Below are 25,748 nucleotides of genomic sequence, written 5' to 3'. Positions count from 1 at the left end.
GAAAAGGGTTGAGTGAACGGTCGAACGCCTTCGTTTTTCTCGACGAAGCGGATTCGATTGCTCCATACCGAGTCGAACAGCGACCACAGCGTCCGTAAACGTAGGTTTAAACGAGAAGGCGCACAAGCCACAGCCATGACCGAATCGGACGCCGAGGAGACGGGTGGCGAAACGGGGTGGTTCACGGGCGTCGAATCGGACGACGTGGATGCCGGAGCGCGCTCCATCCGAGAGGGACGTGCCGACGAACCGGCGGATTGGCCGGAACGGGCCGTCGAAACCGGATTCGCGGAGGACGAAGCGGACTACTACGCGATGCTTCGGGAGGCGACCATCCGTGCGACGCGAGAAGCGGTGACGGAACGCGAACGGGCGGACGACAAGCAACTCGTTCACGCGGTACGAGCGATGGACGACTGCGAGTCGGAGGCGAACGAACTCGCGGAGCGCGTCGCGGAGTGGGCGGGAACGCTGTATCCCGACGCCGGAACGGGCGTGGAATACGCCCGCGAATTGGCCGAGAGCGACCCCGAAACGCCGGTCGAAGAGCGCCTCGTTTCGCTCGCGGGGCGGGTCGCGGACCTCGCCGCGGAACGCGACGAACTCAGGTCGTTCGTCGAGCGGCAGTCACCGGCAGTCGCGCCGAACCTCGCGACGCTCGCCGACCCGGTGCTCGCCGCGCGACTCATCGCGCTGGCGGGCGGTCTCGAACCGTTGGCAAAGATGCCGGGCGGGACGGTGCAGGTGCTCGGGGCCGAAAACGCGCTGTTCGCCCACCTCCGCGGGCACGCCTCCTCGCCGAAACACGGCATCATCTACACGCACGAAGCGGTTCGAGCTGCCCCACCGAACCAGCGCGGGTCGGCGGCACGCACCCTGTCCGGGAAACTCGTCATCGCCGCGCGAATCGACCACTATTCGGGCGAACACAACCCGGACCTGAAGGAGGAACTCGACCGTCGGATGGACGCGATTCAGTCGCGGGGTGTGGAATGACGCTCCCGGATGGCGTCGAACGGCGAGAGTTCGGCGGCGGCGACCGACTGGCGACCGAGGGACTGCCGGTTTACGGCGAACCGACCGACGGCGACTGGCGCTGTTGGGACGCGCGGCGTTCGAAGTTGGCTGCGATGTTGGAACACGGCATGGACACCGGATTGGAGGGCGACGAGACGATCCTCTATCTCGGTGCTGCGAGCGGTACGACGGTGAGCCACGTCGCCGATTTCTCGGGGGCGACGTACGCAGTCGAGTTCGCACCGCGTCCGACGCGGGACCTCCTCGATGCGGTTGATACGCGTGAAAACCTCTTTCCCCTGCTGAAGGACGCTCGAAAACCCGAGACCTACGCACACGTCGTCGAATCGGACGTGGACATGCTGGTTCAGGACGTGGCGACGCGAGGACAGGCGCGCGTCGCCTGTGAAAACGCACGATTCCTCAGGGAGGACGGCCGATTGCTCCTCGCCATCAAGGCTCGAAGCGAGGACGTTGCGAGCGACCCCGATACCGTGTTCGAAGGCGCGCTCGATACGCTGCGGGAGGGATACGAAATCCTCGAAACCAGACGGCTGGAACCGTTCCACGTGGACCACCTCGGCGTCGTCGCGATTCCCCGGAAGGTGTAACCGTCACCGGAAGTATTTACGTGTCCCGTGGCTAAATCTCGAAAAATGGATTTGGGTTCGGCCGAGAATTTCACCGATATGGGGACGCTCGGCGTCGAAGAGGAGTTCTACGTCGTCGACGAACGAGGCGTCCCAACTGCTGGCACTGACGAACTCGTCTATGGGACCGACCCACCAGAACTTCTCGACGGTCGACTGGACCACGAACTGTTCAAATGCGTCATCGAGACACAGACGCCGAAGACGACGCTTTCGGACGTGGACGATGACGTCCGACGCGTTCGTGAGGCCCTTGTGGAACACGCCGGGTCACAGGGGTTCGGTATCGCGGCGGCGGGCCTTCATCCCGGCGCGAAGTGGCGGGAACTCGACCACGCCGATAAACCGCGCTACCGTGCGCAACTCGACCGGATTCAGTACCCACAACACCGCAATACGACTGCCGGGCTTCACGTTCACGTCGGCGTGGACGACGCGGACGCCGCCGTCTGGGTGGCGAACGAAATCCGTTGGTATCTCCCCGTCATGCTGGCCCTGTCGGCCAACTCGCCGTACTGGAACGGCTACGACACCGGTTTGCAGTCCGCGCGAGCCAAGATATTCGAAGCGCTGCCGAACACCGGTATGCCGACCTACTTCAAGGATTACGAGGCGTTCTCGCAGTTCGAACGGACGATGGTCGAAACGGAGTCGATAAACGATCGCGGCGAACTCTGGTACGATGTGCGCCCCCACTCGGGGCACGGAACTGTCGAAGTCAGAACCCCCGACGGACAGGCCGACCCGGAGCGCGTACTCGCCTTCGTGGAGTACACCCACGCGCTCGTGACGGACCTCGTGGAACGATACGAGGACGGCGAATCCGGCTACTGTCACCGCCGCGAACTGCTGGACGAGAACAAGTGGCGAGCACTGCGCTACGGCCACGATGCCTCGTTCATCGACCGTGACTGCGATGGCGAAATCTCGCTCGGCGACGTAGTCAACCGCGAGTGTGACCGCCTCGGCGTTACGGGCATCGGCGACATCTACGACGGGGAGAGCGGCGCGGCGTGTCAGCGGCGACTCAACGAGCAGGAGGGCTTCGAGACGCTGTGTGAGTCCCTTCTGCTGTAGGCAAGTTTTTTACCCGGCACCGACTTTTGTCCTTCTGATAACGACATGACTGGGGACGATGCCGATAACGACCGAAACGACGCCGAGGAAACGGGCGACGAGATACCCGTGGATACGGGCGGAGACGAACTGGACGAGGGAGCGACGGAGGAAGAAAAGCCGTTTTCACGCGGCCGAAAACGCATCGGAGAGGAGGCGGACCGTGCGGTCGAAGGGTTCGACCAAGGTATCGTGGATCTGCTTTCGTGGGTACTCGACACGGAGACGCGCGCGCGAATCTACGTCTATCTCCGGCAGAATCCGGGAAGTACGAGCGAGGAAATCGCGGAAGGGACGGGTCTGTATCCGAGCACGGTTCGCGAATCGCTCGCCGAACTTCACGAAGAGGAAAACGTCTCGCGCGAGAAGCGCGAGAGTTCGGGTGCCGGAAACAACCCCTACGAGTACACCGCTATCGCGCCGAGCGAACTCGTCGGCGGCATCGTTGATCAGGTCCAACAGGAACTCAACACGGTGTTCAACCTAGACAGCCACCTGAACGACGAGGTGTCCGAGACGGAACCCGTCAGTATCGAAGTCGAGGACATCTCGGACGATGTAGAAACGGGGGGAGAAGACGCAAGCGACGTGGCCGACGTGAGCGAGACCGGTGACGACGATACCGAACCGGACGCCACCGAATCGGACGAGGAGTAATCCCCCTGTCGCGTGGAAAGCTATACGGTCTTCTCACTCGACTATTCACACGATAATGACCGACATGGAGTCGGGGATATCCCCCGAAACGACCGTCGGCCGCGTCGCTCTGCGAGTGAATGCGCTCGACCGGATGAGTCGGTTTTACGAAACCGTCGTCGGACTCGAACGCCTGCGGAAAACCGACGGAACCGCCGTTCTCGGCGCTGTCGACGTCCCGTTGCTGGAACTAGTCGCGGATTCGGACGCCTCCGAACGAAAGCGGCAGGAAGCGGGGCTGTTCCATACCGCGTTTCTCGTCCCGTCACGGAGCGCGTTGGCGGACGCGCTCGTCCGTATCGAGGACGGGTGGGAGTTGTCCGGTGCGTCCGACCATCGCGTGAGCGAAGCGCTCTATCTCACGGACCCGGAGGGGAACGGAATCGAAATATATCGTGACCGTCCGCGCGCGGAGTGGCCGCTCTCCGAGGACGGACTGGTGCAAATGGAAACGCTGCCGCTCGATATCGACGAACTCCGGAGTCACGCGACGGGGGCGAAAAACGTCCCACCCGGAACCGTCGTCGGACACGTCCACCTCGAAGTGTCGTCCCTCGCGGCCGCGCGGGAGTTCTACGTCGAAACGTTGGGAATGCGGGTTCGACAGCGATTCGGCCCGTCGGCGCTCTTTCTCGCGGCCGACGACTATCATCACCACATCGGTCTGAACACGTGGAACGACCGAACGGAACCGGTCGAAGGGTGCGGGTTGCTGTGGTTCGAACTCGTCGTTCCCGACGACTCAGCACTCGACCGGATTCGGGAGCGGTTCACTGCGAGCGGTATCGACGTCACATCGGGGGAAACCGGTATCGAAGTGACAGATTCCGACGGTATAAAAGTAAATATTCTAGCCAGAGATTGATTTCTGATAGGGAATTTTTTGGTACGGCAGAAATCTGGCGACTGTGTACCTATCGATGGCGTTTCGAGCGGTAGTGACTCATCGTATCTGTTATCGAAACGGATATGTTCCGATACAAACTGGAAACAGTCACTTTTCTTGGCGCATGATTTATATATCCATTCTCGGATGTGAACAGTATGAGTGATTTCAGCAGCGGGAACGAAGTGATTTCGGGTTCGGAAGGCGGGGTTACGATAGAAAAATCGTTCGATGGAGAGGAGTTCGCGGTCCCGGCGATTCGCTTCGAACTGCAGTCCGACCACGATGACGCGGTGACGGTTCGTCTCACCGACCGAATCCCGGACGACTTTCCGATGGACAACGTGGGGTTTCACCCGGAATACGAAAACGAGAACTGGACGGCCTACAAGGACCACCGAGTGCAGTTCGAACGAACGCTCGAACCCAACGAATCGCTAACGACGGTGTACGGGATTCGACTGTCCGACTGGTCGGACGCCGAGAAGTTCCTCATCGAACCGGAACTCGAAGAGGTGACGCCGGTCACGGGCGACGCGAAAGGACAGGGCGAAGAGCGCATGGAGGAACACACAATCACCGACATCGTCTCCGAGGACAGCAGCCAGGTCGTTCGCGACGTCATCACGGGCGACAGCGGGCTTCCCGGCCTCGACGAGTCCGAAGCGAACGACGATGCGGCGGACCCACTCGCCGATGACGGAAACGACCCGCTCGCTTCCACCGTGGACGCGTCCGAAGACGACCCGCTTTCGGATGCGTCGGATGGTGACGCGGAGGGTGTAGGCGAAGTGAACGGTTCGATCGAAGTCGAACCCGAGGACGACTTCGAGGAGTCCTCGCTCGACGACGCCGACGACCTCGATGATGCGACCGGCGGTCCGTTCGACGAGCCGGTGAACGAACCCGACGCCGTGGCCGGCGGCCTTGGGGGGAGCGAGGACATCATCGAAGCACCCGAGGAGACGTCGGACGAACTGACCGTGTCGCCGCCGCGTCCCGGAAGCGTCGCGGCAGCCCTCGCGGACGAAATTCGTGCCGGGGAAGTGAACGGTGCCGACCTCAAACTCATCCAGCAGGAGCTCGATTTGGACACGCCGGAGAGTACGAACGTTCGTATCCGTCACCTCCAGTCGCGGGTGGACGACCTCGCGGCGTACACCGAGGCGCTGGAGGAGTTCATTGACGACAACGGAACGGCGAAAACCCTCATCGACGGGTTCGAAACCGAGGTCGAGTCGGTTCGCGCCGAACTCGACGAGATGGACGACGAAATCGAGAACGCGAAGGACGAGAGTTCACGGGCGCGCGCCCGCGTCGCCGACTTCGAGACGACCGTCGAGAGCCTCGAAACGGGCCTCGAAAGCGACATCGAAGCCCTCGAGGACGATATGGACGAACTGGGCGAACTCGATTCCACCCTCGACGGACTCGAATCGCAACTGGACGACTTGGAGGACCTCGTCGCGACGAACACGCAAGAAGCGTCCGCGTTGGACGACGAACTCGAAGACCTCAGGGATGACTTCGAGACGCTCGGTTCGCTCGAAGGAATGATCGGTGAGGTTTCGGACGACGTCTCCGAACTTTCGGACTCCGTCGCGGCCACGGAGACGCGCATGGACGAGAAGGTCGAAACCCTTCGAGCGGACATCGAGAACATCGAAAGCGAACTGAAGGAAGTGAACGAGTGGCGCGACCAACTCGGTTCGGTGTTCGGCGGGAACTGACCGCTTCCCCCGTTCTTCGTCGTATAGCTTTTCCGCTCCCGAACGACGGTCGAACCCTTTTCATCCGCTTGCGGTTGCAGGCAAGAGTCACCTGCGTCCGCGGACGTTTGTTTTTGGTAGAGAGAGGACTCATGACCATGACACGAGTGGGTTACACGTCGTCCGAGTCTTCGGAGTCGGACGACGAACGTCGTCTGTACGGCGACCCACAGCACGAGGTCGGTGGCGGTGCCGACCCGGAGCGATTGTACGGGAAACCACAACACGAGGGGAGAGGGCCGAAGAGCGACCTCCAACGGTTTTGGCTCGACTGTCTCGCTTTCCGAAAGAACGTCGAAGAAGAGGTCGAATTCCAATGACCGCAACACCACGACGAAATCGAACGGAGAAGGAAGAACCGCGAAACGAGCACGGGAACGAAGAGCGGAACGAGCGGGAGGCACATCGAGATGCAGCGGGGATGGAAAACGCGGACAGAATAGAGGAGTGTGACGCCTGCGTGGCCGAAACACCCCACGAAGTACGCATCGAGATCAAAACCGAGAACGAACAGGCCGAACACAGTTCGTTCTCGCGCGAACCGTACCGTGTGAGCGTCTGCATGGAGTGCGGCGAGGAAACGGTCCGTCGGATGAACGACGCCTGATTATTCGCGTCCGTCGTTCGGGGAGAGTGCGAGTGCGTTTTTCACGAGGCTCCGATGGCCGCGGCGAAGTCGCTCGGAGACCGCTTGATGGGAGATGCTGAGGTCCCCGGCGAGATCGTCCGCCGTGGAGTCCCGCGGAACGTCGTAGTAGCCCGCTTCGAGCGCCATCATCAGCGTCTCGTGCTGTTCTTCGGTCAGTCCGTACAGACCGTGGCGCGTGTCGCTTATCTCGTAGATGTTGCGCACGTCCACCGAGAGTCCCGTGTCCTGACAGAAGTCGTACGTCGCCGACAGCGAGTCGCGGTCGGGAAAGAGGATTCGAAGCCGCCACCGGTCGTCCTTGCCGTGGAGGTTTAGGATGGTCGCTTCCTCCTCGACGAGGACGTGGATGACGACGTGAATCTGTTCGACCCAGTGCATTCGATACAGTCGCTCGTCGTCGAGGTCCTCGATGAGCGCCAACTCGTCGATGCTGTTGTCCTCCCGAAGTGCCGTGTCCAGTTCCTCCAAATCGTCCGCCGACACCCACAAGTAGGGCATGACGTGGTCCGCGTCGTGTGCCGCCACGCGAACGACATCGAATTCGGCTTCCGGCACACGCTCCAAAGCTGTCCTGAGCGCGAACTCCTTCGCGGGGAGTTCTATTTCCGCGATAGTACTCATACGAAAACGAATGTCAGCGACCGTAATACGTCCTATGGCTACGTCACCCCGCCACCGCGGCGGTCGAACGTTTCGTATTCGGCCGTCTCGGCGATTTCGCGCAAGTGTTTCCCGACCCGCCACACGTCGTGAAAGCCCACGTATAGCGGTGCGGGGCACACTCTGATCACGTTCGGCGGGCGGAAATCGACGACGACGCCCCGTTCTTTGAGCGCCTCGCCGATTCGGTACGCCTCCTCGTGTTCGATGGCGACGTGCCCGCCCCGTCGTTCGGGGTCGTGTGGCGTGCCGACGCGATACTCCGGCAGGTCGTCTATCACCTCGATGAGGTACTCCGTGAGCGCCAGCGATTTTTCCCGAACGGCGTCGATACCGACCTCCTCGAACGGTTCGAGCGACCCCCACAGGGGAGCGGCGCTGAACACGGGAATCGTTCCGACCTGCCACGCTCCCGCGTCCTCGGCGGGCGTGAACGTCGTCGCCATCTCGAACTGCGTCTCCTTGTCGTGCCCCCACCACCCGGCGAGTCCGGGTTCGGTCCCGAAGTGACGCTCGTTGACGTACAACCCCGCGACCGCACCCGGTCCGGCGTTCAGGTATTTGTAGCTACACCAAACGGCGAAATCCACGTCCCACTCGGAGAGTCGGTGTGGAACCGCGCCGATGGAGTGAGCGAGGTCGAACCCGGCAAGCGCGCCGTGGTCGTGTGCGGCCTCGGTTAGTCGTTTCAGATCGAACAACTGCCCGCTCCGGTAGAGTACCGACGGCATGAACAAAATCGCGGTATCGTCCGAAAGCGCGTCGATGACGTCCTCCTCCTCGATGGTTCGCCCGTCGCGACTCTCGACCACGACGAGGCGTTCTTCCGGGTCGATTCCCGAGTTCCGCATCTGTGCGCGGATGGCGTAGTGGTCCGTCGGGAAGTCGAGTTCGTTCACGACCACGTCGCCGCCGTCGTAGAACGTCGAAAAGAGGGCGTGGATGTTGACTGTCGTGGAGTTGCCGACGACGACTTCCGACCTGTCGGCCCCGACCAACGGCGCGAGTCGGTCGCCGAGTCGTTCCCCGTAGTGGAACCAGTCCGGGTCAGCATCGGTCCAGCCGCGGATTCCGAGTTCCTTCCACTCCTCGACGGCGTCCGACAGCGCCCGTTCAGCGTCCGTCGAAGACACGCCGAGCGAGTTGCCGTCCATGTACAGTTCGCCCTCCGGAACCGAAAACCGGTCCCCGACGGCGGCGAGCGGGTCGGCCTCGTCACGTCGTCTCGCGTCGTCCGCGCCCGTATCCATACCTCCCGTTTCGGATACGGCTACTTCACTGTACGCTCCCCGGTCAGGTGTTCGGGAGCGGTGAACCGAGCGTCGAAGAAGCGAAATCGATGGCCGATTTGAGTCACGTCTCGAACCACCGTTCCGCGTGTTCCGCCACGAAATCGAGGAGATTCTCGGGCGGCGACTCGAACCAGCGGGCGTCCAGCACGTCATTTCCGGCGGCCAACTCGCCGCCGACGCAGACGCCCGAGAAGAGGACCGAGAGGGAGAACAACCGCTCGTCGGGGTTCGTTTCGAGGAAAATCTCCCGTCGTCGAACGTCCAGTACGTCGGTCAATCGACAACGAAGCCCCGTTTCTTCCCGTACCTCGCGGCGGGCCGTCTCGGAGAGTGTCTCGCCGGGTTCGTGACCGCCGCCGGGGACGCCCCACGCGTCGGGTGCGTTCGGATGGCGAATCATCACCACTCGGTCCTTCGAATCGGACGTCCAGACGGCGGCGGACCCGAGCCATCCGTTCTCGGCCTTCCGTCGTCCGCGTTCGAAATATTCGGGATCGTTTTCGACTCGTTCGTCGTGGACGGGAAACATCCCGTATGCGTTTCGAAGCCGACGGAGGCTATCCGTCGTGGCCTCGCGGGTTCGCGCTTCGAGCGACATGATTCGACGTTCGCGGGCTGAAGCTATAACTCCCTTGCCGGGCAGAAGTCGGTATGGAAGACGAGATGGCCGAGGCAGTGTCCCGAATCGAGGCGATGGGCGTTCCGCCGTGGCACGCCCTGTCCGTCGAGAGCGCGCGACGCGTCGAGGACGAAGTGTTCACCGCCGACGACCGCGCGTCCGTCGAGTTCGTGCGCGACCTCTCGATACCCGGCCCCCGCGGGGAAATCCCGATTCGGGTGTATCGTCCCGACGTGCAGGATGCGCCAGTCGTGGTGTTCTACCACGGCGGCGGGTGGACCCTCGGCACTCTCGATTCCATCGACGGCGTGTGCCGCGAACTGGCGAACCGTACCGACTGCGTCGTCGTCTCCGTGGACTATCGACTCGCGCCGGAACACCCGTTCCCGGCGGGGGTGGACGACGCCGTCGCCGCGCTCGAATGGGTCGCCGAGAACGCGGCCACGTTCGGCGGCGACCTCGAACGACTGGGCGTCGCGGGTACGAGCGCCGGAGGGAACCTCGCCGCCGTAACGGCACTCTACGCACGCGACTTCGACGGGCCGGAACTCTCCCACCAGGGCCTCCTGTATCCCATCACCGACCACGCCTTCGATACCGAATCGTACGAGGAGAACGGCGACGGCCCGCTCCTCTCGCGGGCGGACATGGAGTGGTTCTGGAACCACTACCTTCGAAGCCCGATTGACGGCGAAAATCCCTTCGCGTCGCCGCTTCGTGCGCGTGACCTCTCCGACCTCCCGCCGGCGACGGTCGTCACGTGCGGTCACGACCCGCTTCGGGACGAAGGTATCGCGTACGCCGAGCGACTCGCCGACGCCGACGTCGCGGTCGAACACGACCACTATCCCGGGATGGCACACGGCTTTCTCAGCCTCACCGGCGACGTGACGACGGCAGACGACGCGATGGACGCGGTCGCCGAGTCGCTTCGGACGATGTGAGAGGGCCGTCGTTCGGGAGCGTCAGTAGGCAAAAAAGCAAGACGGAGCGTCCGCCACAACGCTTAGGCGACTCCCTACCGAGGACGCTGAGGGGGAACTATGACCGAGAATATCTCGTTAGAAACGGCGAAACAGTTGATAGACGCAGCGGAACAGAAGGCCGACGAAATCGGCGTTCCATCCGTCATCACCGTCGCCAATCCGGACGGAAACCTCATCGCACAGCACCGGATGGACGACGCGTGGCTGGCGAGCGTCAACATCTCGCGGAATAAGGCGTACACGTCCGCCGCGCTCGAAATGCCGACGCACGAACTCGCCGAACCGTCACAACCCGGGAACTCGTTGTACGGCCTCCAGACTACCGACGACAACAGAATCGTGGTGTTCGGCGGCGGGTTCCCGCTTGAACGTGACGGCGAAATCGTCGGGACGATAGCGTCGAGCGGCGGCCAAGTGGACGAGGACATGACCGTCGCGCGGGCGGGTATCGAGCAGTTCCAGACGCTCGTCCACTGATCGTGCGGTCGATACGGCAACCGGAGTACACCGGCGAAAACCGGTGTGTTCCCTGTACCGTTCTCAACCTCGTTATCGCGGTCGCCGTCAGTTCGCTACTCGCGGCGTTCGGGTCGTTGCTCCTCGGAGCGGCGGTGCTTTTCGCGTCCTTCGCCGTCATCTACCTTCGCGGCTATCTCGTTCCCGGAACGCCGAGGCTGACGGCGAGATATCTCCCGGACGAAGCGCTTCGACTGTTCGGCAAGGAACCTCGTTCATCGTCGGGATTCCAACTGAAAGAGAGCGGCCAGTTGACCACCATGGGAATCGTCGTTCCGTGCGACGAGAAAGCGCCCGACGAAGCGGCGTGTCTCGACGCGGACTTTCGGACGGCGTGGCGCGAACGCGTCGAATCGACCCGTCCCGAAGAAGTCGAGCAGGCGGACATCGCGGACCTCTTGGGCGTCGAGGCCGATTCCATGTCGTCCCTCGGCGAACATGCCGTCGTCACCGGTTCGCTCCTCGTCCGCTGGCCCTCGGCGGCGGCGCTCGTCGCCGACGTTGCGGCAGGAACGGTGTTGGAGGACCGAAGCGAGGCGTGGCGGCACCTGTCGCCCGAACGCCGTGAGGAGACGCTCACGGGGTTGCGAGCCTTCCTATCCCGGTGTCCGGCGTGCGGGGAACCACTTTCGCGGGGAACGGAGGAAGTAGATTCCTGTTGCCAGCCGTCTCAAACCGTCTTCTCTTCGGTCTGTGACCATTGTGATACCCATCTCGTCGAACTCGAAGTTCCGAAAACGGAATGACCCGACGGGATGGCGAAACGACGTCGTGAGTGGTTAGCTCATCGTGTTGGTCGTGGTAGTCGTGCCGCCGCTTCCGCCACCACCACCGCCTTTGACGGCGATGTTCCCCTTCGCCGACGAGTAGTTCTCGGCGAAGTACGCGGACATGTTCTTCGTCGCGGTGAACGTCACCGTCTGCGAGGTGTTCTTCTTCAACAGGAAGTCCGAACGCTGTATCGCCGGACCGTTCGGGTAGTTCGACGTGAGAACGAGGTTCGGACGGTTCGCCGCCCGCGAGTAGGACCCCATGTTCGTCCACTTGATGGCGTACCGCTGGCCCTGCTGGAGGTTCAACGTCGGGTTGGTTTTGCCCTTGATGCCCGAGGATTGACCCTTCCACTTCCCGTTTTGGAAGGCGAGTTGGAATGTCTTCGACGGACTCCCTTGGGTTGTCTGCGTCGTACTGGATTGGGTCGTTCCGTTCCCGCCACCCGTGCTGATGCCGCCGCGCATCTCGACGGGGTGGACCTCACAGTAGTACTCGTTCGTGTCCTTGTTCGGCGTGAACCGAACGATTTGGGTCGCCCCCTGTTGGCCCATGATGGGTGAGCGAACCACGGTGCTTCCGTAGTCCCCCGTTTCGGGGTTGCCGTCGCCGCTCATGGCGATGAAGTTGTGGTCGAAGCCGTCCCAGTTCTGCCAGATGACTTCGTACGTCTTCCCGGCTTGCAAGTTCAAGGTCGGATTCCATTTCCCCTTTATCGACTCGGGTTCGAGGCCTTTCCATCCCGTCGAGAGCCCCCCGAGCTTGAACTGTTTCGCGGGTTTCTGCGACCCACTCCCCTGCGATTGTGTGGTGTTTCCGGACGTGGTGCTGTTACCACCGCCCCCACCGCCACCGTTACCGCTCGTGCCCACCTGGCCCTTCATCGTGGTCGGATGGACGGTACAGATGTACGTCGCCATGTTCTTCTTCGCCGTGAACGTGACCGACTGCGTCTTCCCCCGCGTGTTCATTATCTTCGTCTTGACCAACTGTTTCCCGCCCTTGTCCCGAATCACGAAGTCGTGTGGCTGGCCGTCAAGGTTCTTCCAAACGACGGTGTACTTCTTCCCCGGCTTGAGCGGCAGCGTCGGGTTCTTCTCCCCTTTGATCGAGTTCGGGGCCATCCCTTGCCACCCCGACACCTTTCCGCCGAGACGAATCGTCGTCCCGCCGCCCTGCGCGAGCGTGCCCGTGAGTCCGGCGAGCGTCCCGCCCGCCACGGTTCGTTTGAGGACGGACCGACGCGACACCGCGTCGGTCCCGCCCGATCGACTGTTCGCCCGTCGCGTTCGTGCGTTCTCGTTGTTCGAGGTAAATCCCATCCAAACTCACTCCCCCTTCATGGCGAACACGGCAACCGTGCTGCCACGGCGACCGTGACGGAGCCACCCGCTTCCGCCGATCTGCACGGCGATATACTGTTTTTTCGTTCCCGGGTCGTACCAGCCGCTCGGCGAGGAGCAGATGGGCGCGCCCAACTGCATCTGCCAGAGTCGGTCGCCCGACTTTCCGTCGTACGCGACGAAGTTCCCCTTCTGCGTCCCGAGGAAGGTCAATCCGCTTGCCGTCGTCATCGATCCGCCCCAGATGTAGTTGTCGTCCTCTATCCACTCACGCCAGACGCGTTTGCCCGTCCGTGGATTCACCGCGACGACGGCGCTCGTCTTGCCGTTCCAGCCGTCGGGTTCCTCCACGTTCGGCCAGTCGTGGAACGTACCGCCGAAGTAGCCGCCGCCGGGGCTGTACTCCTGATGTTGCCACCAGATTTCCTGCGGCGTGTTCTGTTGTTTCATGTACACGAGGCCGGTCTTCGGGCTGTAGGACGGCGGCTGCCAGTCGTTGCCTCCCTGTGCGCCGGGGACGAACGAAGTTCCCTGCTCGCCCACGTGAGGCACCTGTTCGAACGTGTTTATGTGCTGAACCGTCGGCTCGCTCCGCTTCAGCAGTTTGCCGTTCGAGGCGTCGAGCGTCTGCAACCATCCCGTCTTGCCGGGGCTGACGACGATGTCGTGCTTATTCCCCTCGACCTGTTGGTCCCGGATGAGGATCTTCGGCGAGGAGGAGTCGTAGTCCCACGTATCGTGGGGACTCTCCTGGTAGTTCCACTTCGGCTTTCCGTCGTTGGCGTCGAGCGCCAACGTCCCGACGCTGAAACGGTTCGGGCCGGGACGCACCGCGCCGTCGAAGTCCGGGCCGGGGTTGCCGACCGGCGAGAAAATCACGTCGTTTTCGGTGTCGATGGTCCGGGACATCCACGTCGTCGTCGCCCCCTGTTTCCAACTGTCGCCGACCCACTGGTCCTTCGGCCGCGTTTCGGTTTTCCAGACCTGTTTCCCGGTTTTGGCGTCGAGCGCGGTGACGAACCCTCGAACGCCGTACTCGCCGCCCGCGCTTCCCGTGATCACCTTCCCCTTGTACGGGGTCGGTGCCCACGTCGCGGAGTAGCCGTCCTGCCATTTGCCCGTGGAGGTGTACCACTTCTGCTCGCCGGTGTAGCGGTCGAGCGCCACGACGCCCGAGTCGAGTGTGGTCATGAACAGCGTGTCGCCCAAGATGCCGAACCCGCGGTTGTTCGTGTCACAGCAGAGGATGAGTCCGTCGGGGTTCGCGTAGGTGTAACTCCACAACACCTCCCCCGTGCGGGCGTTGATGGCCTTCCCGTGGTCCGGCCCGTTCGTCTGGTACATGATGGGGGGATCGCCCGGCACGATCAACGGCGTCCCTTCCATGCTGTCGGCGACGCCCGTCTCGACCAGATACTCTATTTCCAGATTTTTCACGTTGTCAGGCGTGATGACGTTCGCGTTGGAGTGGCGCTGTTGTTCGTACCCACCCCCGTAGGTCAACCAACTGGTCTGGTCGGTCGTCGTCCCGTTCAGCATCTCCTGTGTGACCTGCTTTTTCGGGATTTGGTCCACGTCGTACTGCTGTGTAATGGACTGGCTCGGCGTCCCTTGCAGTTGATACCCCTCCTCGACTTCCTTCAATTCGTGATTCTGTGCCGCTTTCACGGCGTCGTCGTTCTCTATCCGTGTCATTGTGCCTCCTCCCACGAGTGCGGTGCGCGCATCTCCTCGGTGATGCGGAACACCTCGTTGTTCAAATCCTCCTGTCCGACGATCATTGCGGCCGTTCCGGCCGTCAGCGCCGCGGTCAACTGGCTGTCGGTCACGCTCCCATCGGTCACGCCGTTGGCGGCGGTCGTCAGCAGGTGGAACCCGCCAAGCATCGTCTTCACGTTCCAGATGCCGTCGTCCAACATCTCGTCCGTGAGGAGGACCTCGTTCTGCCAGAGGTGCGTGTCCATGTCGTCGATCCACAGCAGCGACCCCTCCGCGGCGCGGTGATGCAACGGCGCGACGTGTTCGACGTTGAACTCGACGCCTTCGGGGATGTTCTTCGTCGGCATCCACAGCGCCAACCGCCCCGTGTTGTTCACTACGTTCATCGTCAGCGCGGTTTTCTCCCGCTCGCTGAACCCGAGGTCGGACAGCGTGTTCGAAAGCAGCTCCGTCTGGATCAGTTCGCTCGCGACGTTCTCGATGTGGTTCTCGCTGAACGCCGGAAGGTGTGACTCGACGCTCTCGTAAAAGCCGACGTCGACGAGATGGTCGTTGACCGTCCACGCCGGTGCCGCGAGCTCCCGATAGAGACGCTCGTTCTCGCCGGGAATCCCGGCGGCCCGAACGTCTTCGAGGCGCTCCATCGCCGCGCCGATACTGCCGAGTTCGCTCCCCAACAGGTCGGCATCGAGTTCGCCGGTCACGTCCGCACGGATCGAGTGCCCCATCGTGGACAGTTCCTCGGTCGAGTTTTCGTGTAACTCCTCTCGAATCCCGTCGAGCGTGAGTTCGCTCCCCACGGCGGCGGCACTGGTGAGCCCCAGTACTCGTAAAAACTGTCGTCGCTCCTCGTCGTCTATCTCCGGTGCATAGTTTGTCATCTCGTGTTCTCCCCCGATCCGGGACGACAGCCCCATGTCCCGATACCGAAAATCGGTCGGGTTATTTGTTAATACTTGGATGAAAATCGCGCGACGGGTCAGTAAGATGTGAAACCGGTAGCGGGAATACCAACTCCAAAAACGGAGACGTTATCCCGAAAACCGTACCCCGAATACGGATGATAAAAATGATTTCGTGAATCATTTTTATATACACCGTGACCGACCCTTTCATCGACGTCCCACGGAAAACCATCGCTCGCCATCCGATGATTCGACGCGCACCGAAGTGGTTTCGAAATGACGTATAAAGGAACTGGAAAACTATTATGAAACTGTCCGTCGTTGGTCCCGTTCCACATGGTGGGGGAGAAAAAAGTGGGACGACGAGAAGCGATGCAACTGATGGCGACCGGACTCGGTCTCGGCGTTTCCGGAACCGTGAGCGGAAAGGGAGGAAAGGGAGGAAAGAAGCGGAGCGCCGTCCGTGTCATGCTGAACTGGAAGGCCAACGCGACCCAAGCGGGCTACTTCGTCGCCAAACGACGGGGATTCTACGACGAACAGGGGGTGACGGTTCGGGAGTTCGTTCCGGGACAGGGAGGAACGTTCGCGGCCAAACAGGTCGGGTTGAAACGGCACGCGTTCGGCCTGAGCGACGCCGCATCAGTCCTCACGGCGCGAGGGAAGGGCCTGCCGGTCCGTTCGTTCGGTACCAGCCAACAGCGAAGCGACGGCGTCGTCTACACCGTCAAAAAGGCCTTCGGCGGAACGCTGAACCGGCCCAAACAACTGAAAGGAAAGACCATCGCGGTTCCCAAGGACTCGCCGATGACCACGCTGACCAAGGCCGTATTGAAACGCGTCGGCGTCCTCGGCAGCGTGGAGTTCCTCGGCGTCGCGCCCGAACAACAGACGCCGATGTTGCTGTCGGGCAACGCCGACGCCGCGGTGGCGATATTCGACTCGCCGACCGCGCTCAAGCGGAAGGGCTACGACGCCTCGGCCATTCGCCTCGCCGACCACATGCCGACCGTCGGGCGAACGGTCGTCTCGCGCCCGAAATTCGCCCGGCAAAACCCCGAAACCGTCCGCGGATTCCTCCGGGCGACGGCGAAGGGGTGGGCGTGGGCCGCCAACAATCCCGAGAAGGCGATGGACGTGATGGTCGCGGCGAAACCGAGTCTGAAACAGGAACGAGGGATGGGCGTGTTCAAAATCAAGTACACGACGGACAACCTTATCGCGGCCGGAAAGCGGACGCGCTGGGGCTGGCAACACCCTAAATCGTGGCGTGCGGTCAGCAACGCGCTGTTCGAGACGGGCGTCGTGCCGAAAACCGACGTGGGAGCGGCGTGGACGAACCGGTTCCTCGACACCGACTACAGATACGTCGGTGACTACGCCGGTCAAGTCGTGACGAACCGATAACTCGATGGAGTTCAATCGAACCGTAGAGTCCGAGTCGGACCCGAACGCCGACTCCGACGCCGAGCGAGCGGAAATCGCTGCCAGCCTTTCGCTTCGGAGTCGTTTCCGTCTCCCGTTCGCCCTCGCGGGAAGCGTCCTCCTCGTACTCGTCACGTGGCAGGTCGCAGTCACCGTGGTGGACGTTCCAACGGTCCTCCTCCCGGCCCCGAGCGAAATCTGGGTCAGTGCCGTCGCCAACGTCGGTTCGATGTACCCGCACTTCGTCTACACCGGCACGGAAGTCCTGGCGGGGTGGACCGTCGGCGTCGGGAGCGGCATCCTTCTCGCCGCGATGATGGCGTCATCCGCGCGACTACGCGCCGTCCTCTACCCGACGCTCCTCGCGGTTCGAATCGTCCCGCTGGTGGTGTTCGCGCCGTTGCTCATCCTCGCCTTCGGCGCGACCTTCGCCACGCGCGTCGGCATCGCGGCCCTGCTGACGTTCTTCCCCGTGACGGTCGCCGCCCTCGACGGACTCCGCTCGGTGCCGAAAATGCACCTCGACCTCGGTCGTCTCGTCGGTGCGTCGCGGTGGCGGTCGTTGGTTTCCGTCCGCCTTCCGCACGCGCTCCCAGAACTGTTCACGGGGATAAAGATCGCTACACCGCTCGCCGTCGAGGGCGTCCTCATCGCCGAATTTCTGGCCGCGACGCGCGGCGTCGGGTTCGAACTCCTGGAGACGAGCCGACTACTTCGAACGCCGCTCCTGTTCGCGTACTTGGCGGTTCTCGTCCTCGGGGCGCTCGTGCTGTTCGGTGCGGTCGTGGCGGGAGAACGGTCGGTCACATCGACCGAGGAGACGGGTTCGCTCGGTGAATCCTTCGTCACTGGCCGTCCCGTCGGCGAACTCGGCCGCGAAGCCCTTCCCGGCGCGTTCGTCGCGCTGCTCGGTATTCTCGTCGCGTGGCAGGTCGGAGCCGCGGTCATCCCGAACGCGTCGGTGTTCCTGCCTCCGCCGGCAGACGTGGGCACGACGCTCCTCTCGTCACCCGGCCTGTTCGTCGCCGCCGGGTACGCGACCGGGAAAAAACTGCTCGTCGGATGGCTTCTCGGCGCGGGGGTCGGCATCGCACTTGGCGTCTGTATCCGTCTCGTGCCGGGGCTTCGAACCGTCCTGTACCCGTATCTGGTCGGTCTTCGCGTGATGCCCCAAATCGCGCTCGCGCCGCTCCTGCTCGTCTGGTTCGGCGTCTCGTTCGAAGCGGCGGCCGTCATGATCGCGCTCTCGACGTTTTTCCCGCTCACCGTCGGAACCGTGGACGGACTCGCCGCTACGCCGAACGAACACGTCGAACTCCTCCGGTCGGTCGATGCGCCCCGCTGGTGCGAGGTGCTGTTCGTCCGGTTCAGACACGCCGTGCCGTCCCTGTTCGCGGGCGTCAAACTCTCGGTCGTCACGGCGCTCGTCGGCACGGTCATCGCGGAGTGGTTCGTCGCCGAGCGCGGGTTGGGCGTCCTCGTGCTTCAGGGGATGTCGGATTTCGCGCCCGAACTGACCTTCGCGGCGGCGACCTGTCTGTTCGCCCTGGGTGGCATCGTCTTCGGTATCGCGGCCCTCCTCCAGCGATACGTCTCGTGGTGACGTGCCGATAGACGGCGACGGACGGGAACGGGGGACAGAGTTTTACCGTCGGTCATTGCATTTTTTGTGGATGCGGGTTCAGGAGTTCCCGGTGCTGGGCGAGGACGACCGACCGGTCATCGACCGACTGGCCGGCGGGCTCGGTGAGACGTCGGCGACGGTGCTCGCGTATCTACTGCTCCGAAACGAGGAATTCTCGGCCGAATCGGCGTCCCTGCTCGCAATCCGGGTCGGAACCGGCCTGAACCGAAAGGCCGTTCGGGACGCGCTTTCGAGACTTGAAGATCGGGAACTGGTCGAGACGACCACGGTTCGCGACGAGACGCCCGGCCGCCCGCCGACGGTGTGGCGGACGCCCCGCGACCGACAGGACACGGTCGAATCGGTGTACGAGGGCCACGCTCGCGGCTTGGTTAGCCGAGCACGGCGCTTTACTGATTCGGACATGTCCACGTCCACCGCTGCCGTCGCCTCGGCGTATCCGGCGAACGCCGACGTCTCGTTGGCGCTGAACTGGCGACCCAACGGGCTTCACGCGCCGCTGTTCGTCGCCGAGGAACGCGGCGCGTACGAGGAACGCGACCTCTCGCTCCGATTCGGCACCAATCGGGGGTCACGGGACGCATTGGATGCTCTCCGTTCGGACGATGCCGACATCGCCGTCAGCGGTGCGGCGACGGTCCTCCGGGCGAGGGCGAACGGGGAACCGGTCGTCCCAGTCGCGCTGTTGTTTCAACACGCCATGACGGCACTCTACGGACTCGAATCGGCGTTCGACGGCCCGTTCGAACGGGTCGACCAACTGCGGGGCTTACGAATCGGTACGCCGCCGACCTCGGAGACGGACCTCCTCGGCCGATTGTTTCTCTCGCAGGCGGACGTGTTGACGGACGTCGAACTCGTCGAACTCCGCGGCGAGGAGCGCGACGCCCTGTTGTCCGGCACCGTGGACGTCGTCACGGGATCGTTTTCCGATCCGCGCCAACTGCGTTCGGACGGCATCCCGGTCGAATCGATACTCGTCGCGGAACAGTTCCCGCTTCCCGGTCCCGCGCTGGTCACGACGGCCCGGAACCTCTCCGCGCGCGAATCCGACCTCGTCGCTTTCCTCGCCGCTACCACGGACGGGTGGACGGACGCGAGGGCGAATCCGACGCGCGTCCGTGATGCTATCGCGAAACGAAACGGAGACGATAGGGATGGTGATGACGGCGAGGGCGACGGGGTCGAACGTCGCGCCGACCGCGAACGACACACCTTCGAAGAGGCCGTCTCGGAGTTCGGCATCACCGACACGGTTCGGAAACGCGGATGGGGTCGTAACCGTATGGAGGCGTGGGACCGTCTGAAAACCGCACTCGAACAGGTGGGTCTCCTCTCGCCCGAGGAGGCCGAACGGTCATCGACCTGACGGACGCGTCCGTCCCGTTCGGATCGGCAAGACGACCCTCCTCCGAACCGTCGACGGTCGCTTCACGACCGGTCGCCCTCAGCGGACGGAAAGGTCGCCGCCCGATTTCGCTTCGGTGAATTCCACTTCGATTTCGAGTTCGCTCTCCCGCCCCCCGGTGAACTCCACCTCCACTTCGATGGGTTCGTCGAACTCGAAGGGGATTTCCCACTCGCTCGTCGAGACGGTGAGGCTCGTGTCGTCCGCGATTTGGTCCGCGAGTTCGTGGAGGAACGCCGCGGTCTGTTCGCGGGACAGTTGGACTTCCCGCTCGAAAAACCCGTCCGTCACCCTCGACCGTTCCGAACTACTGCTCGTGGGAAGTTCGACATCGTCGCCCATACGCCATCCTCAACGGGCAGGTCATTAAGTCATCGTGCCCGACACGACACGATCCGCCCCCGTGGCGTACTTCTTTGACGACCGCTGTCGTATTTCGTGTGATGTCACTGCTCGACATGCTCGGGAGCAAGCCGCGTCTCGAAATCCTTCGCCGTCTCTCGCGGGAACCGATGTACGTCTCCGAACTCGCCGAGGAGGTCGGGATGGACGGAAAGACGGCCGTCCATCACTTGACGGCGCTGGAGGAAGCGGACCTCATCGAACCGTACCGGCGGGGAAACCGCAAGTACTACCGACTGACCAAGGTCGTGACCCTCCGTGCCGCGCCGCAGCCCGAGCGGACGTTCATCGTTCAAGCCACCGACATCGACGGGACGGCGTAGCCACCGTCGCGCGATTCGTTCACCTCACAGGAGGAGGATTGTGCGGATCGAGAGCGAGATTTTATTTCCCCGAACGTCGCATGGTACGAAGTGACCGACGAATACGATGCCGTCGTGTACGACCTCGACGGAACGCTGGTTCGACTCGCCGTGGACTGGGCCGCCGCCGCGGAACCCATCAAACCGATACTTCGTGACCACGGGGCCGGTACGGACGCCGAGGCGGACGACGCCCTCGACTTGTTGCCCGTCGCGGAGTCGCTCGGTGTCGAGGGGAAGATAGAACCGCACCTCGCGGCGGCCGAACGCGCGGGTGCCCGGGAGTCCGAGCGACTGCCGCTGCTGGACGAGTTCGCCGACGCCAGCCTTCCCGTCGGCATCTGCTCGCTCAACTGCGAGAACGCGTGTCGCCTCGCGCTGGACGCCCACGACGTTCCGAACGCGACGGACGTGATCGTCGGCAGGGATTCCGTCGAGGAGCGAAAACCCCATCCGCAACCGCTGCTCGCCGCCGTCCGGGAACTCGATGTGACACCCGAACGCACCCTCTTCGTCGGCGATTCGGACAGTGACGCCGTCACAGCGGAGAGGGCTGGAACCGCGTTTCGCCGGGTATAACAGCGACCACACACGGAACTGGTTCTCCCCCGACTTCGGAAGTTCGCCTCCGTCCCACCGTAGCGTCCGTGATGATATCGCGACATAGGATATACGATTCCGCTGGTCGACGCGGCCCGTTCTCGAACTCGACCGTACACGTCCGACCGTTGCAGCGTTCGGAACACCGGAGACGCCCTTCGACGGTGAAAGCGAAGAATAACCGATTTCGTTCGGAGCGTTTGGTGAGGTTCGGTTGATACTACAGAGCTGGACGAAACGGGTGACATGACTGTTCGGAACACTTTCCCCGCCATCCGAGGGAGGTTCCGAGAATCACAGTCGATTCTCGATTCCGTCGGAAAGGAGTGCGCCCCGAAATCCACTCTACTTCTGCCGGGAACTGTTGTCGTCTCCAGTGAGATTCGGCCGTAAGCCACCACCAATCGTGACGGATGAAGTGAACAAATTAGTGTAGATACCGGTCGATTTGCACTTCCTGTTGTAAATATAATCATTACGTCTACTGCCTCCTCAGAAGAATATCGTCTTCTGCATGACTACATCGGGCGGCACTACCGTACCATTGAGAGAGATATTGTAGTAGTTGGCCGTATTCTACGGTGCTATATTCACAGATAAGTTCGCTTATCACTCTTCGTGGGACAAGTTAATGTACTCGGAGTGTGACGGGAAACCATGGCCGACGAGGGGACGGAACGAACGGTCGTCAAAACGTACATTCCGAAATTCCAGAAGGACGAGTGGCAGGCCCACGCCGACGAACTCGATATGAGCCAGAGCGAGTTCGTCAGGGCGATGGTACAGGCTGGCCGACGGGGGTTCGAGACGAACCCCGTGGAAGACCATTCTAGGGGGTCGAACCCTGGGGGGAACGACCTCGAAAGGCGGTTGCTCGAAATTCTCGCTCGGGAGGACAATCTGTCGTGGGACGAACTGGTCGAACGACTCGCCGGGAACTTCGAGGACCGGTTGGACGACGTGCTGAACGACCTCCAATCGAGGAACCGGGTTCAGTACAGCGGACGCCACGGCGGATACGTCCTCGTCGGAGGTGTCGATGGCGACGAGTAGTCCCTCTAATCCGAACCCGGACGACCCTGTGGGGTACTTCCTGCAGGACCTACTCTACCATGGGAAGAGCGAACGCACTCGCGGCGCGTACGAACGCGTGCTGCGGCGGTTCGAGGGATTCCTCTCCGACCCCGACCGAAACCCGTCGGGTCGAAGCGTCACGCCGGGAGAGGCGACCCAACGGGATTGCATGGCGTGGATTCACACGCTCCGCGGGGACAACGCCGAGAGCACGATCGCCACCTACGCCTCGTACCTTCACCGATTTTACGCGTACATGACGCAGGTCGGCGCGTTCGAATCCAACCCGATGGCGCTCGTCGTCGAGGAGATGCACGAATCCGTCGACAAGGACCCGACCCGACGCGAAATCTCTATCGAGGACATGCGCGGGTTCGTCGGGCGAGTCACCCATCCGTTAGAGCGCGCCGTCGTTTGCACGCTGTTGAAGACGGGGATGCGTGTCGGCGAGGTGAGCAACCTCGATTTGCGGGACGTGAACCTCGCCGACGAGGACGTTCGGTCGGCGTACACCCTCGGAACGCGCCCGCGTCTCGACGGCCGACCGGATTCCATCTTCGTCGCCACCGACGCGGTTCGCGGGCAGGTGATAAACGGCGAGGAACGCACCGCCTCGAACAAGCGAAAGCGCGACACCGTCGTTCCGGTGGACGACGAACTCCGACGGGTACTCGTTCGGTGGTTGGCGATTCGACCGGATTCCCCTTCCCCCGCGGAACCGTTGTTCGTCAGCACGAGCGGCGATTGGGGGCAACGACTCACGCCGAAGATGATCCGAAACGCGGTCGAGCACCACGCTCGCGACGCGGGATGGTATCGAACCGGCGGCGGCGCGGAGGAGAACGTCACACCCCACTATTTCCGGCACTTCTTCACGACGCACCTCCGCGACCGGACCGGGGACCGCGGTATCGTGAAATACCTCCGAGGCGACGTGGCGAGCGACATCATCGACACCTACACGCACAACTGGGGCGATAGGGTGCGGGAAGTGTACGAGGAGAACATCTACTCGCTTTTGTGAACTGAAGCGTTCGCCGGCAGCGGTGGTGGTTGTGCCGGGAACGCTTCTCGAACGGCGGTTTTCTCACGGGAGCTTGGAACTACGCTCTCCTGTCGTGGTGTCGTCTCGATGGTCGGGTATTCCGACCGGATTGAGCGACAATAATTATAAATTTTCAGTTATGTATGTTGTTTGGGTTGTCCCGTTTCGAATTGATGAATTCTATTTCGCTATATAGAACTGCGGCGGTATCTCCGCAATTTCGGAGGTCGATTTTCCGAACGGGTGTTTTCAGTGGGGAATTCTCACGTCCGTGTTTTCCGCAAAAACAGTCCCTGTGAAAGGGGCTTACTCGCTCTCGGAACCGAATTCGAGCTTCCGCGAGGCGACCATACCGAGGGCGATACCGATGCCGAGGACGACGAAGCGGGGCGGTCCCCGCCGCGGTTGCCGTCCGTACTGTTCTCCCGATTCGCTTCGACCGCATTCGGTGCCATTCAACTTCGACTGAATGGGGCATGATGTTCGAGCCATCGAGTAAACGAACGGGTCGATACTCCCTCAAGATTCGTTCGAACATGTTCATCACGGCGGTATTGCGGGGAGTTCGTCGGTTGGTTCGGTACGTCCACGCGCGAGAAGTCAGTCGGATTCGGCGAAGAACTCAGTTATCACCGTCTCCTCGGCGCGGTGAAGCACGACGCTCAGTGTCGATTTGCTCACGTCCAACTCGCCGGCCAACTCCGTGAGAGAACACCGCCTCGGCGTGTCGTAGTACCCTTTCTCGATAGCTCGGGTGATGAAGCGATGCTGGCGATCGGTGAGAAGGTCCTCGGGATCGGCCGACTGCCGAATCCAGTCGACGACGAAGGTGAATCCGCTGCGTTCGAGTTCGTCCTTGAACCGGGAGAGGCGCTCGTGTGTGGTCGTGAGTTCGCAGACCATCCAGCCGTCTTCGAGGACGTAGGGGAACTGCGGCAGGTTCTTGGAAGCGAAGACGGCGCGGTACGCCGACGGAACGAACGGCAACTGAAACTGGAGCAGGACGGTCCGTTCGTCGCGGTGTATCACCTCGGAGAACATCTCGACCGGAACGTCCTCGAAGAGGTGGACGATTTTCCCCGGGTCCGTCGTCGTGGCCTCCAATACGACGACCAACCCGTTCTCCCCCGGATACGCGCTGAGGATTCGAAGGTCGTCCTCCGGATGTTCGACCGAGTGGTTGAACGGTCCGCCGGGCACGCTCGTCGGCGGCTTGAACTTCACTCGTGCGTGGGGCATACGTCCCCTTCGCTGGCGACGCATATCGGTGTGGCTACGAACATGTTCGAGCGATAAGCGACGGTTCTCCCGGAGCTATTGCTGTCGAATTTCCGCTCGCTGGCCCTTCTCTATCGGCGCACCGACCGTGTTGCCCCACTCGACCCACGACCCGTAGTAGTTGCGCACGGCGTCGTAGCCGAGCAGTTCGTGGAGGACGAACCACGTCAGGGCGGAGCGCTCCCCGATACGGCAGTAGGTGATCACTTCCTCGGTTCCGTCGATGCCATCCCCTTCGTAGATGGTTCTGAGTTCAGCTTCGGATCTGAAACGACCCTCGTCATCGACGACTTGGCTCCACGGGATGTTGACCGCGCCGGGAATGTGGCCGCCGCGTTGGACCCCTTCGTTCCATCCGGGAGGCGCGAGGATTTCGCCGCGATACTCCTCCGGCGTTCGAACGTCGATGAGCGAGGCATCTTCCGGTATCGCGTCCAGGACGTCCGGTTGGTCGGCGCGGATGCTCGCGTCCGGCTCCGCCGCGTCATAGGACCGTTCCGTGAACTGTGGCACCTCGTCCGTCACCGGTACGTCACGGCCCAACCAACTTTCGCGTCCCCCGTTCAGCAATCGAACGTCGTCGTGTCCGTAGTACGTGAGGAGCCAGTAGGCGTAGGCGGCGAACCAGTTCATCATGTCGCCGTAGAGGACGACGGTGCTATCTTCGTCGATCCCGTGTCCGCCGAGCAACGCCTCGAAATCGTCCTTCGTCGGTACGTCGAACGTCGTGGAGTCCTGTAGTTCGGTCTTCCAGTCCACTTTCGTCGCACCCGGAACGTGGCCGTCGTCGTAGTTGCTCGGGTCGATATCGACCTCCAAGAGCCGAAACGAGGGGTCGTCGCGTCGAAACTCGTCGAGTCGGTCGACCACCCAGCCGACGGAAACCAGCGCGTCGGTGGTTTCGTTGGTCATCGT

General features: G+C 62.4%; 28 protein-coding genes. 18 read left to right on the top strand and 10 right to left on the bottom strand.

Going from position 1 to position 25,748, the window contains the following annotated elements; genetic code table 11:
- The first annotated feature begins 135 nt into the window (after positions 1 to 135).
- The 8 genes from ACGYLY_RS05940 (at position 136) to ACGYLY_RS05905 (ending at position 6,741) form a co-directional block, all read left to right on the top strand.
- Entirely contained in the window at positions 136 to 996 is an 861-nt protein-coding gene (locus ACGYLY_RS05940) for an NOP5/NOP56 family protein (protein ID WP_395282525.1), read from the top strand.
- Entirely contained in the window at positions 993 to 1,628 is a 636-nt protein-coding gene (locus tag ACGYLY_RS05935; protein WP_395282526.1) for a fibrillarin-like rRNA/tRNA 2'-O-methyltransferase, read from the top strand. The genes ACGYLY_RS05940 and ACGYLY_RS05935 overlap by 4 nt, the downstream gene beginning before the upstream one ends.
- A gap of 45 nt (positions 1,629 to 1,673) precedes the next feature.
- Positions 1,674 to 2,744, top strand: coding sequence for a glutamate--cysteine ligase (locus ACGYLY_RS05930; RefSeq protein WP_395282527.1), 1,071 nt, complete (start codon positions 1,674 to 1,676; stop codon positions 2,742 to 2,744).
- Between the two features lie 45 nt (positions 2,745 to 2,789).
- Positions 2,790 to 3,440, top strand: coding sequence for a winged helix-turn-helix transcriptional regulator (locus ACGYLY_RS05925; protein ID WP_395282528.1), 651 nt, complete (start codon positions 2,790 to 2,792; stop codon positions 3,438 to 3,440).
- A 64-nt stretch (positions 3,441 to 3,504) separates the two neighbouring features.
- Positions 3,505 to 4,344: a VOC family protein gene (locus ACGYLY_RS05920; protein WP_395284146.1), complete on the top strand. Its 840-nt coding sequence runs from the start codon at positions 3,505 to 3,507 to the stop codon at positions 4,342 to 4,344.
- A 179-nt stretch (positions 4,345 to 4,523) separates the two neighbouring features.
- Positions 4,524 to 6,095: an AAA family ATPase gene (locus ACGYLY_RS05915; RefSeq protein WP_395282529.1), complete on the top strand. Its 1,572-nt coding sequence runs from the start codon at positions 4,524 to 4,526 to the stop codon at positions 6,093 to 6,095.
- A 137-nt stretch (positions 6,096 to 6,232) separates the two neighbouring features.
- The gene (locus ACGYLY_RS05910) at positions 6,233 to 6,454 is read left to right on the top strand and encodes a hypothetical protein (protein ID WP_395282530.1); all 222 of its coding nucleotides are present in this window, start codon (positions 6,233 to 6,235) and stop codon (positions 6,452 to 6,454) included.
- Complete coding sequence (locus tag ACGYLY_RS05905) at positions 6,451 to 6,741, top strand: hypothetical protein (protein WP_395282531.1); 291 nt, start codon at positions 6,451 to 6,453, stop codon at positions 6,739 to 6,741. The genes ACGYLY_RS05910 and ACGYLY_RS05905 overlap by 4 nt, the downstream gene beginning before the upstream one ends.
- On the opposite strand, the gene ACGYLY_RS05900 is transcribed toward ACGYLY_RS05905, so the two are convergent.
- The 3 genes from ACGYLY_RS05900 to ACGYLY_RS05890 all read right to left on the bottom strand — a co-directional run bounded on the left by ACGYLY_RS05900 (position 6,742) and on the right by ACGYLY_RS05890 (position 9,333).
- On the bottom strand, positions 6,742 to 7,404 hold the full coding sequence (locus ACGYLY_RS05900) for a helix-turn-helix domain-containing protein (RefSeq protein ID WP_395282532.1): 663 nt from the start codon (positions 7,402 to 7,404) through the stop codon (positions 6,742 to 6,744).
- Between the two features lie 38 nt (positions 7,405 to 7,442).
- Positions 7,443 to 8,693 (bottom strand): kynureninase, encoded by a 1,251-nt coding sequence (gene kynU / locus ACGYLY_RS05895; RefSeq protein ID WP_395282533.1) that lies wholly within the window; start codon positions 8,691 to 8,693, stop codon positions 7,443 to 7,445.
- 103 nt (positions 8,694 to 8,796) lie between these two features.
- Positions 8,797 to 9,333, bottom strand: a complete 537-nt coding sequence (locus tag ACGYLY_RS05890; protein WP_395282534.1) for an NUDIX domain-containing protein — start codon at positions 9,331 to 9,333, stop codon at positions 8,797 to 8,799.
- Positions 9,334 to 9,386: 53 nt separating this feature from the next.
- Here ACGYLY_RS05890 and ACGYLY_RS05885 point away from each other — a divergent pair, with 53 nt between their 5' ends.
- From ACGYLY_RS05885 to ACGYLY_RS05875, 3 genes are all read left to right on the top strand, one after another.
- Positions 9,387 to 10,298 (top strand): alpha/beta hydrolase, encoded by a 912-nt coding sequence (locus tag ACGYLY_RS05885; protein ID WP_395282535.1) that lies wholly within the window; start codon positions 9,387 to 9,389, stop codon positions 10,296 to 10,298.
- A gap of 99 nt (positions 10,299 to 10,397) precedes the next feature.
- A complete protein-coding gene (locus ACGYLY_RS05880) occupies positions 10,398 to 10,817 on the top strand; it encodes a heme-binding protein (protein WP_395282536.1) in 420 nt (139 codons plus the stop codon).
- Positions 10,818 to 10,819: 2 nt separating this feature from the next.
- The gene (locus ACGYLY_RS05875; protein ID WP_395282537.1) at positions 10,820 to 11,602 is read left to right on the top strand and encodes a hypothetical protein; all 783 of its coding nucleotides are present in this window, start codon (positions 10,820 to 10,822) and stop codon (positions 11,600 to 11,602) included.
- Between the two features lie 33 nt (positions 11,603 to 11,635).
- Here ACGYLY_RS05875 and ACGYLY_RS05870 read toward each other — a convergent pair whose 3' ends face one another.
- Genes ACGYLY_RS05870 through ACGYLY_RS05860 form a run of 3 tightly spaced genes read right to left on the bottom strand, consistent with a single transcriptional unit; the run spans position 11,636 to position 15,570 of the window.
- Positions 11,636 to 12,949, bottom strand: a complete 1,314-nt coding sequence (locus tag ACGYLY_RS05870; protein ID WP_395282538.1) for a plastocyanin/azurin family copper-binding protein — start codon at positions 12,947 to 12,949, stop codon at positions 11,636 to 11,638.
- A 6-nt stretch (positions 12,950 to 12,955) separates the two neighbouring features.
- On the bottom strand, positions 12,956 to 14,665 hold the full coding sequence (locus ACGYLY_RS05865; protein WP_395282539.1) for a pyrroloquinoline quinone-dependent dehydrogenase: 1,710 nt from the start codon (positions 14,663 to 14,665) through the stop codon (positions 12,956 to 12,958).
- Complete coding sequence (locus ACGYLY_RS05860) at positions 14,662 to 15,570, bottom strand: hypothetical protein (RefSeq protein WP_395282540.1); 909 nt, start codon at positions 15,568 to 15,570, stop codon at positions 14,662 to 14,664. The genes ACGYLY_RS05865 and ACGYLY_RS05860 overlap by 4 nt, the downstream gene beginning before the upstream one ends.
- Before the next feature lie 360 nt (positions 15,571 to 15,930).
- Between ACGYLY_RS05860 and ACGYLY_RS05855 the strand changes: the two genes are divergently transcribed.
- The 3 genes from ACGYLY_RS05855 to ACGYLY_RS05845 all read left to right on the top strand — a co-directional run bounded on the left by ACGYLY_RS05855 (position 15,931) and on the right by ACGYLY_RS05845 (position 20,033).
- Positions 15,931 to 17,001, top strand: coding sequence for an ABC transporter substrate-binding protein (locus tag ACGYLY_RS05855; protein ID WP_395282541.1), 1,071 nt, complete (start codon positions 15,931 to 15,933; stop codon positions 16,999 to 17,001).
- Between the two features lie 4 nt (positions 17,002 to 17,005).
- Positions 17,006 to 18,622 carry an ABC transporter permease gene (locus ACGYLY_RS05850; RefSeq protein ID WP_395282542.1) on the top strand — a complete coding sequence of 539 codons (1,617 nt, stop codon included), beginning with the start codon at positions 17,006 to 17,008 and terminating at the stop codon, positions 18,620 to 18,622.
- Between the two features lie 70 nt (positions 18,623 to 18,692).
- Entirely contained in the window at positions 18,693 to 20,033 is a 1,341-nt protein-coding gene (locus ACGYLY_RS05845; RefSeq protein WP_395282543.1) for an ABC transporter substrate-binding protein, read from the top strand.
- A gap of 78 nt (positions 20,034 to 20,111) precedes the next feature.
- Here the strand turns inward: ACGYLY_RS05845 and ACGYLY_RS05840 are convergent, their stop codons facing one another.
- Positions 20,112 to 20,414, bottom strand: a complete 303-nt coding sequence (locus ACGYLY_RS05840) for an amphi-Trp domain-containing protein (RefSeq protein ID WP_231183277.1) — start codon at positions 20,412 to 20,414, stop codon at positions 20,112 to 20,114.
- A gap of 101 nt (positions 20,415 to 20,515) precedes the next feature.
- On the opposite strand from ACGYLY_RS05840, the gene ACGYLY_RS05835 reads away from it, so the two are divergent.
- The 4 genes from ACGYLY_RS05835 (at position 20,516) to ACGYLY_RS05820 (ending at position 23,534) form a co-directional block, all read left to right on the top strand.
- On the top strand, positions 20,516 to 20,797 hold the full coding sequence (locus tag ACGYLY_RS05835; protein ID WP_395282544.1) for an ArsR/SmtB family transcription factor: 282 nt from the start codon (positions 20,516 to 20,518) through the stop codon (positions 20,795 to 20,797).
- Between the two features lie 90 nt (positions 20,798 to 20,887).
- A complete protein-coding gene (locus ACGYLY_RS05830) occupies positions 20,888 to 21,415 on the top strand; it encodes an HAD family hydrolase (RefSeq protein ID WP_395282545.1) in 528 nt (175 codons plus the stop codon).
- A 678-nt stretch (positions 21,416 to 22,093) separates the two neighbouring features.
- On the top strand, positions 22,094 to 22,489 hold the full coding sequence (locus tag ACGYLY_RS05825; RefSeq protein ID WP_395282546.1) for a DUF5805 domain-containing protein: 396 nt from the start codon (positions 22,094 to 22,096) through the stop codon (positions 22,487 to 22,489).
- A complete protein-coding gene (locus ACGYLY_RS05820; protein ID WP_395282547.1) occupies positions 22,476 to 23,534 on the top strand; it encodes a tyrosine-type recombinase/integrase in 1,059 nt (352 codons plus the stop codon). Before ACGYLY_RS05825 ends, ACGYLY_RS05820 begins: the two co-directional genes overlap by 14 nt.
- Positions 23,535 to 23,861: 327 nt before the next feature.
- Here the strand turns inward: ACGYLY_RS05820 and ACGYLY_RS05815 are convergent, their stop codons facing one another.
- The 3 genes from ACGYLY_RS05815 to ACGYLY_RS05805 form a co-directional block, all read right to left on the bottom strand.
- Positions 23,862 to 24,047, bottom strand: coding sequence for a hypothetical protein (locus tag ACGYLY_RS05815; RefSeq protein ID WP_395282548.1), 186 nt, complete (start codon positions 24,045 to 24,047; stop codon positions 23,862 to 23,864).
- A 108-nt stretch (positions 24,048 to 24,155) separates the two neighbouring features.
- The gene (locus ACGYLY_RS05810) at positions 24,156 to 24,794 is read right to left on the bottom strand and encodes a helix-turn-helix domain-containing protein (protein ID WP_395282549.1); all 639 of its coding nucleotides are present in this window, start codon (positions 24,792 to 24,794) and stop codon (positions 24,156 to 24,158) included.
- Positions 24,795 to 24,869: 75 nt separating this feature from the next.
- Positions 24,870 to 25,745, bottom strand: a complete 876-nt coding sequence (locus tag ACGYLY_RS05805; protein ID WP_395282550.1) for a sulfurtransferase — start codon at positions 25,743 to 25,745, stop codon at positions 24,870 to 24,872.
- Positions 25,746 to 25,748: the final 3 nt, after the last annotated feature.

Source organism: Haladaptatus sp. CMAA 1909 (genome assembly GCF_043952005.1).
In the GTDB taxonomy this organism is placed as follows: Archaea; Halobacteriota; Halobacteria; order Halobacteriales; family Haladaptataceae; genus Haladaptatus.
The sequence above is the reverse complement of the archived record's forward strand: the minus strand, read 5'-3'. Positions and strand labels throughout refer to the sequence as shown.

Coding starts and splice junctions, on each gene's coding strand:
- ACGYLY_RS05920 (WP_395284146.1), top strand. CDS start 3,505: ATGGAGTCGGGGATATCCCCCGAAACGACCGTCGGCCGCGTCGCTCTG.
- kynU (WP_395282533.1), bottom strand. CDS start 8,693: ATGGATACGGGCGCGGACGACGCGAGACGACGTGACGAGGCCGACCCG.
- ACGYLY_RS05855 (WP_395282541.1), top strand. CDS start 15,931: ATGGTGGGGGAGAAAAAAGTGGGACGACGAGAAGCGATGCAACTGATG.
- ACGYLY_RS05880 (WP_395282536.1), top strand. CDS start 10,398: ATGACCGAGAATATCTCGTTAGAAACGGCGAAACAGTTGATAGACGCA.
- ACGYLY_RS05935 (WP_395282526.1), top strand. CDS start 993: ATGACGCTCCCGGATGGCGTCGAACGGCGAGAGTTCGGCGGCGGCGAC.
- ACGYLY_RS05885 (WP_395282535.1), top strand. CDS start 9,387: ATGGAAGACGAGATGGCCGAGGCAGTGTCCCGAATCGAGGCGATGGGC.
- ACGYLY_RS05865 (WP_395282539.1), bottom strand. CDS start 14,665: ATGACACGGATAGAGAACGACGACGCCGTGAAAGCGGCACAGAATCAC.
- ACGYLY_RS05870 (WP_395282538.1), bottom strand. CDS start 12,949: ATGGGATTTACCTCGAACAACGAGAACGCACGAACGCGACGGGCGAAC.
- ACGYLY_RS05815 (WP_395282548.1), bottom strand. CDS start 24,047: ATGGCTCGAACATCATGCCCCATTCAGTCGAAGTTGAATGGCACCGAA.
- ACGYLY_RS05940 (WP_395282525.1), top strand. CDS start 136: ATGACCGAATCGGACGCCGAGGAGACGGGTGGCGAAACGGGGTGGTTC.
- ACGYLY_RS05810 (WP_395282549.1), bottom strand. CDS start 24,794: ATGCCCCACGCACGAGTGAAGTTCAAGCCGCCGACGAGCGTGCCCGGC.
- ACGYLY_RS05850 (WP_395282542.1), top strand. CDS start 17,006: ATGGAGTTCAATCGAACCGTAGAGTCCGAGTCGGACCCGAACGCCGAC.
- ACGYLY_RS05925 (WP_395282528.1), top strand. CDS start 2,790: ATGACTGGGGACGATGCCGATAACGACCGAAACGACGCCGAGGAAACG.
- ACGYLY_RS05905 (WP_395282531.1), top strand. CDS start 6,451: ATGACCGCAACACCACGACGAAATCGAACGGAGAAGGAAGAACCGCGA.
- ACGYLY_RS05910 (WP_395282530.1), top strand. CDS start 6,233: ATGACACGAGTGGGTTACACGTCGTCCGAGTCTTCGGAGTCGGACGAC.
- ACGYLY_RS05805 (WP_395282550.1), bottom strand. CDS start 25,745: ATGACCAACGAAACCACCGACGCGCTGGTTTCCGTCGGCTGGGTGGTC.
- ACGYLY_RS05860 (WP_395282540.1), bottom strand. CDS start 15,570: ATGACAAACTATGCACCGGAGATAGACGACGAGGAGCGACGACAGTTT.
- ACGYLY_RS05820 (WP_395282547.1), top strand. CDS start 22,476: ATGGCGACGAGTAGTCCCTCTAATCCGAACCCGGACGACCCTGTGGGG.
- ACGYLY_RS05915 (WP_395282529.1), top strand. CDS start 4,524: ATGAGTGATTTCAGCAGCGGGAACGAAGTGATTTCGGGTTCGGAAGGC.
- ACGYLY_RS05930 (WP_395282527.1), top strand. CDS start 1,674: ATGGATTTGGGTTCGGCCGAGAATTTCACCGATATGGGGACGCTCGGC.
- ACGYLY_RS05845 (WP_395282543.1), top strand. CDS start 18,693: ATGCGGGTTCAGGAGTTCCCGGTGCTGGGCGAGGACGACCGACCGGTC.
- ACGYLY_RS05900 (WP_395282532.1), bottom strand. CDS start 7,404: ATGAGTACTATCGCGGAAATAGAACTCCCCGCGAAGGAGTTCGCGCTC.
- ACGYLY_RS05890 (WP_395282534.1), bottom strand. CDS start 9,333: ATGTCGCTCGAAGCGCGAACCCGCGAGGCCACGACGGATAGCCTCCGT.
- ACGYLY_RS05840 (WP_231183277.1), bottom strand. CDS start 20,414: ATGGGCGACGATGTCGAACTTCCCACGAGCAGTAGTTCGGAACGGTCG.
- ACGYLY_RS05825 (WP_395282546.1), top strand. CDS start 22,094: ATGGCCGACGAGGGGACGGAACGAACGGTCGTCAAAACGTACATTCCG.
- ACGYLY_RS05835 (WP_395282544.1), top strand. CDS start 20,516: ATGTCACTGCTCGACATGCTCGGGAGCAAGCCGCGTCTCGAAATCCTT.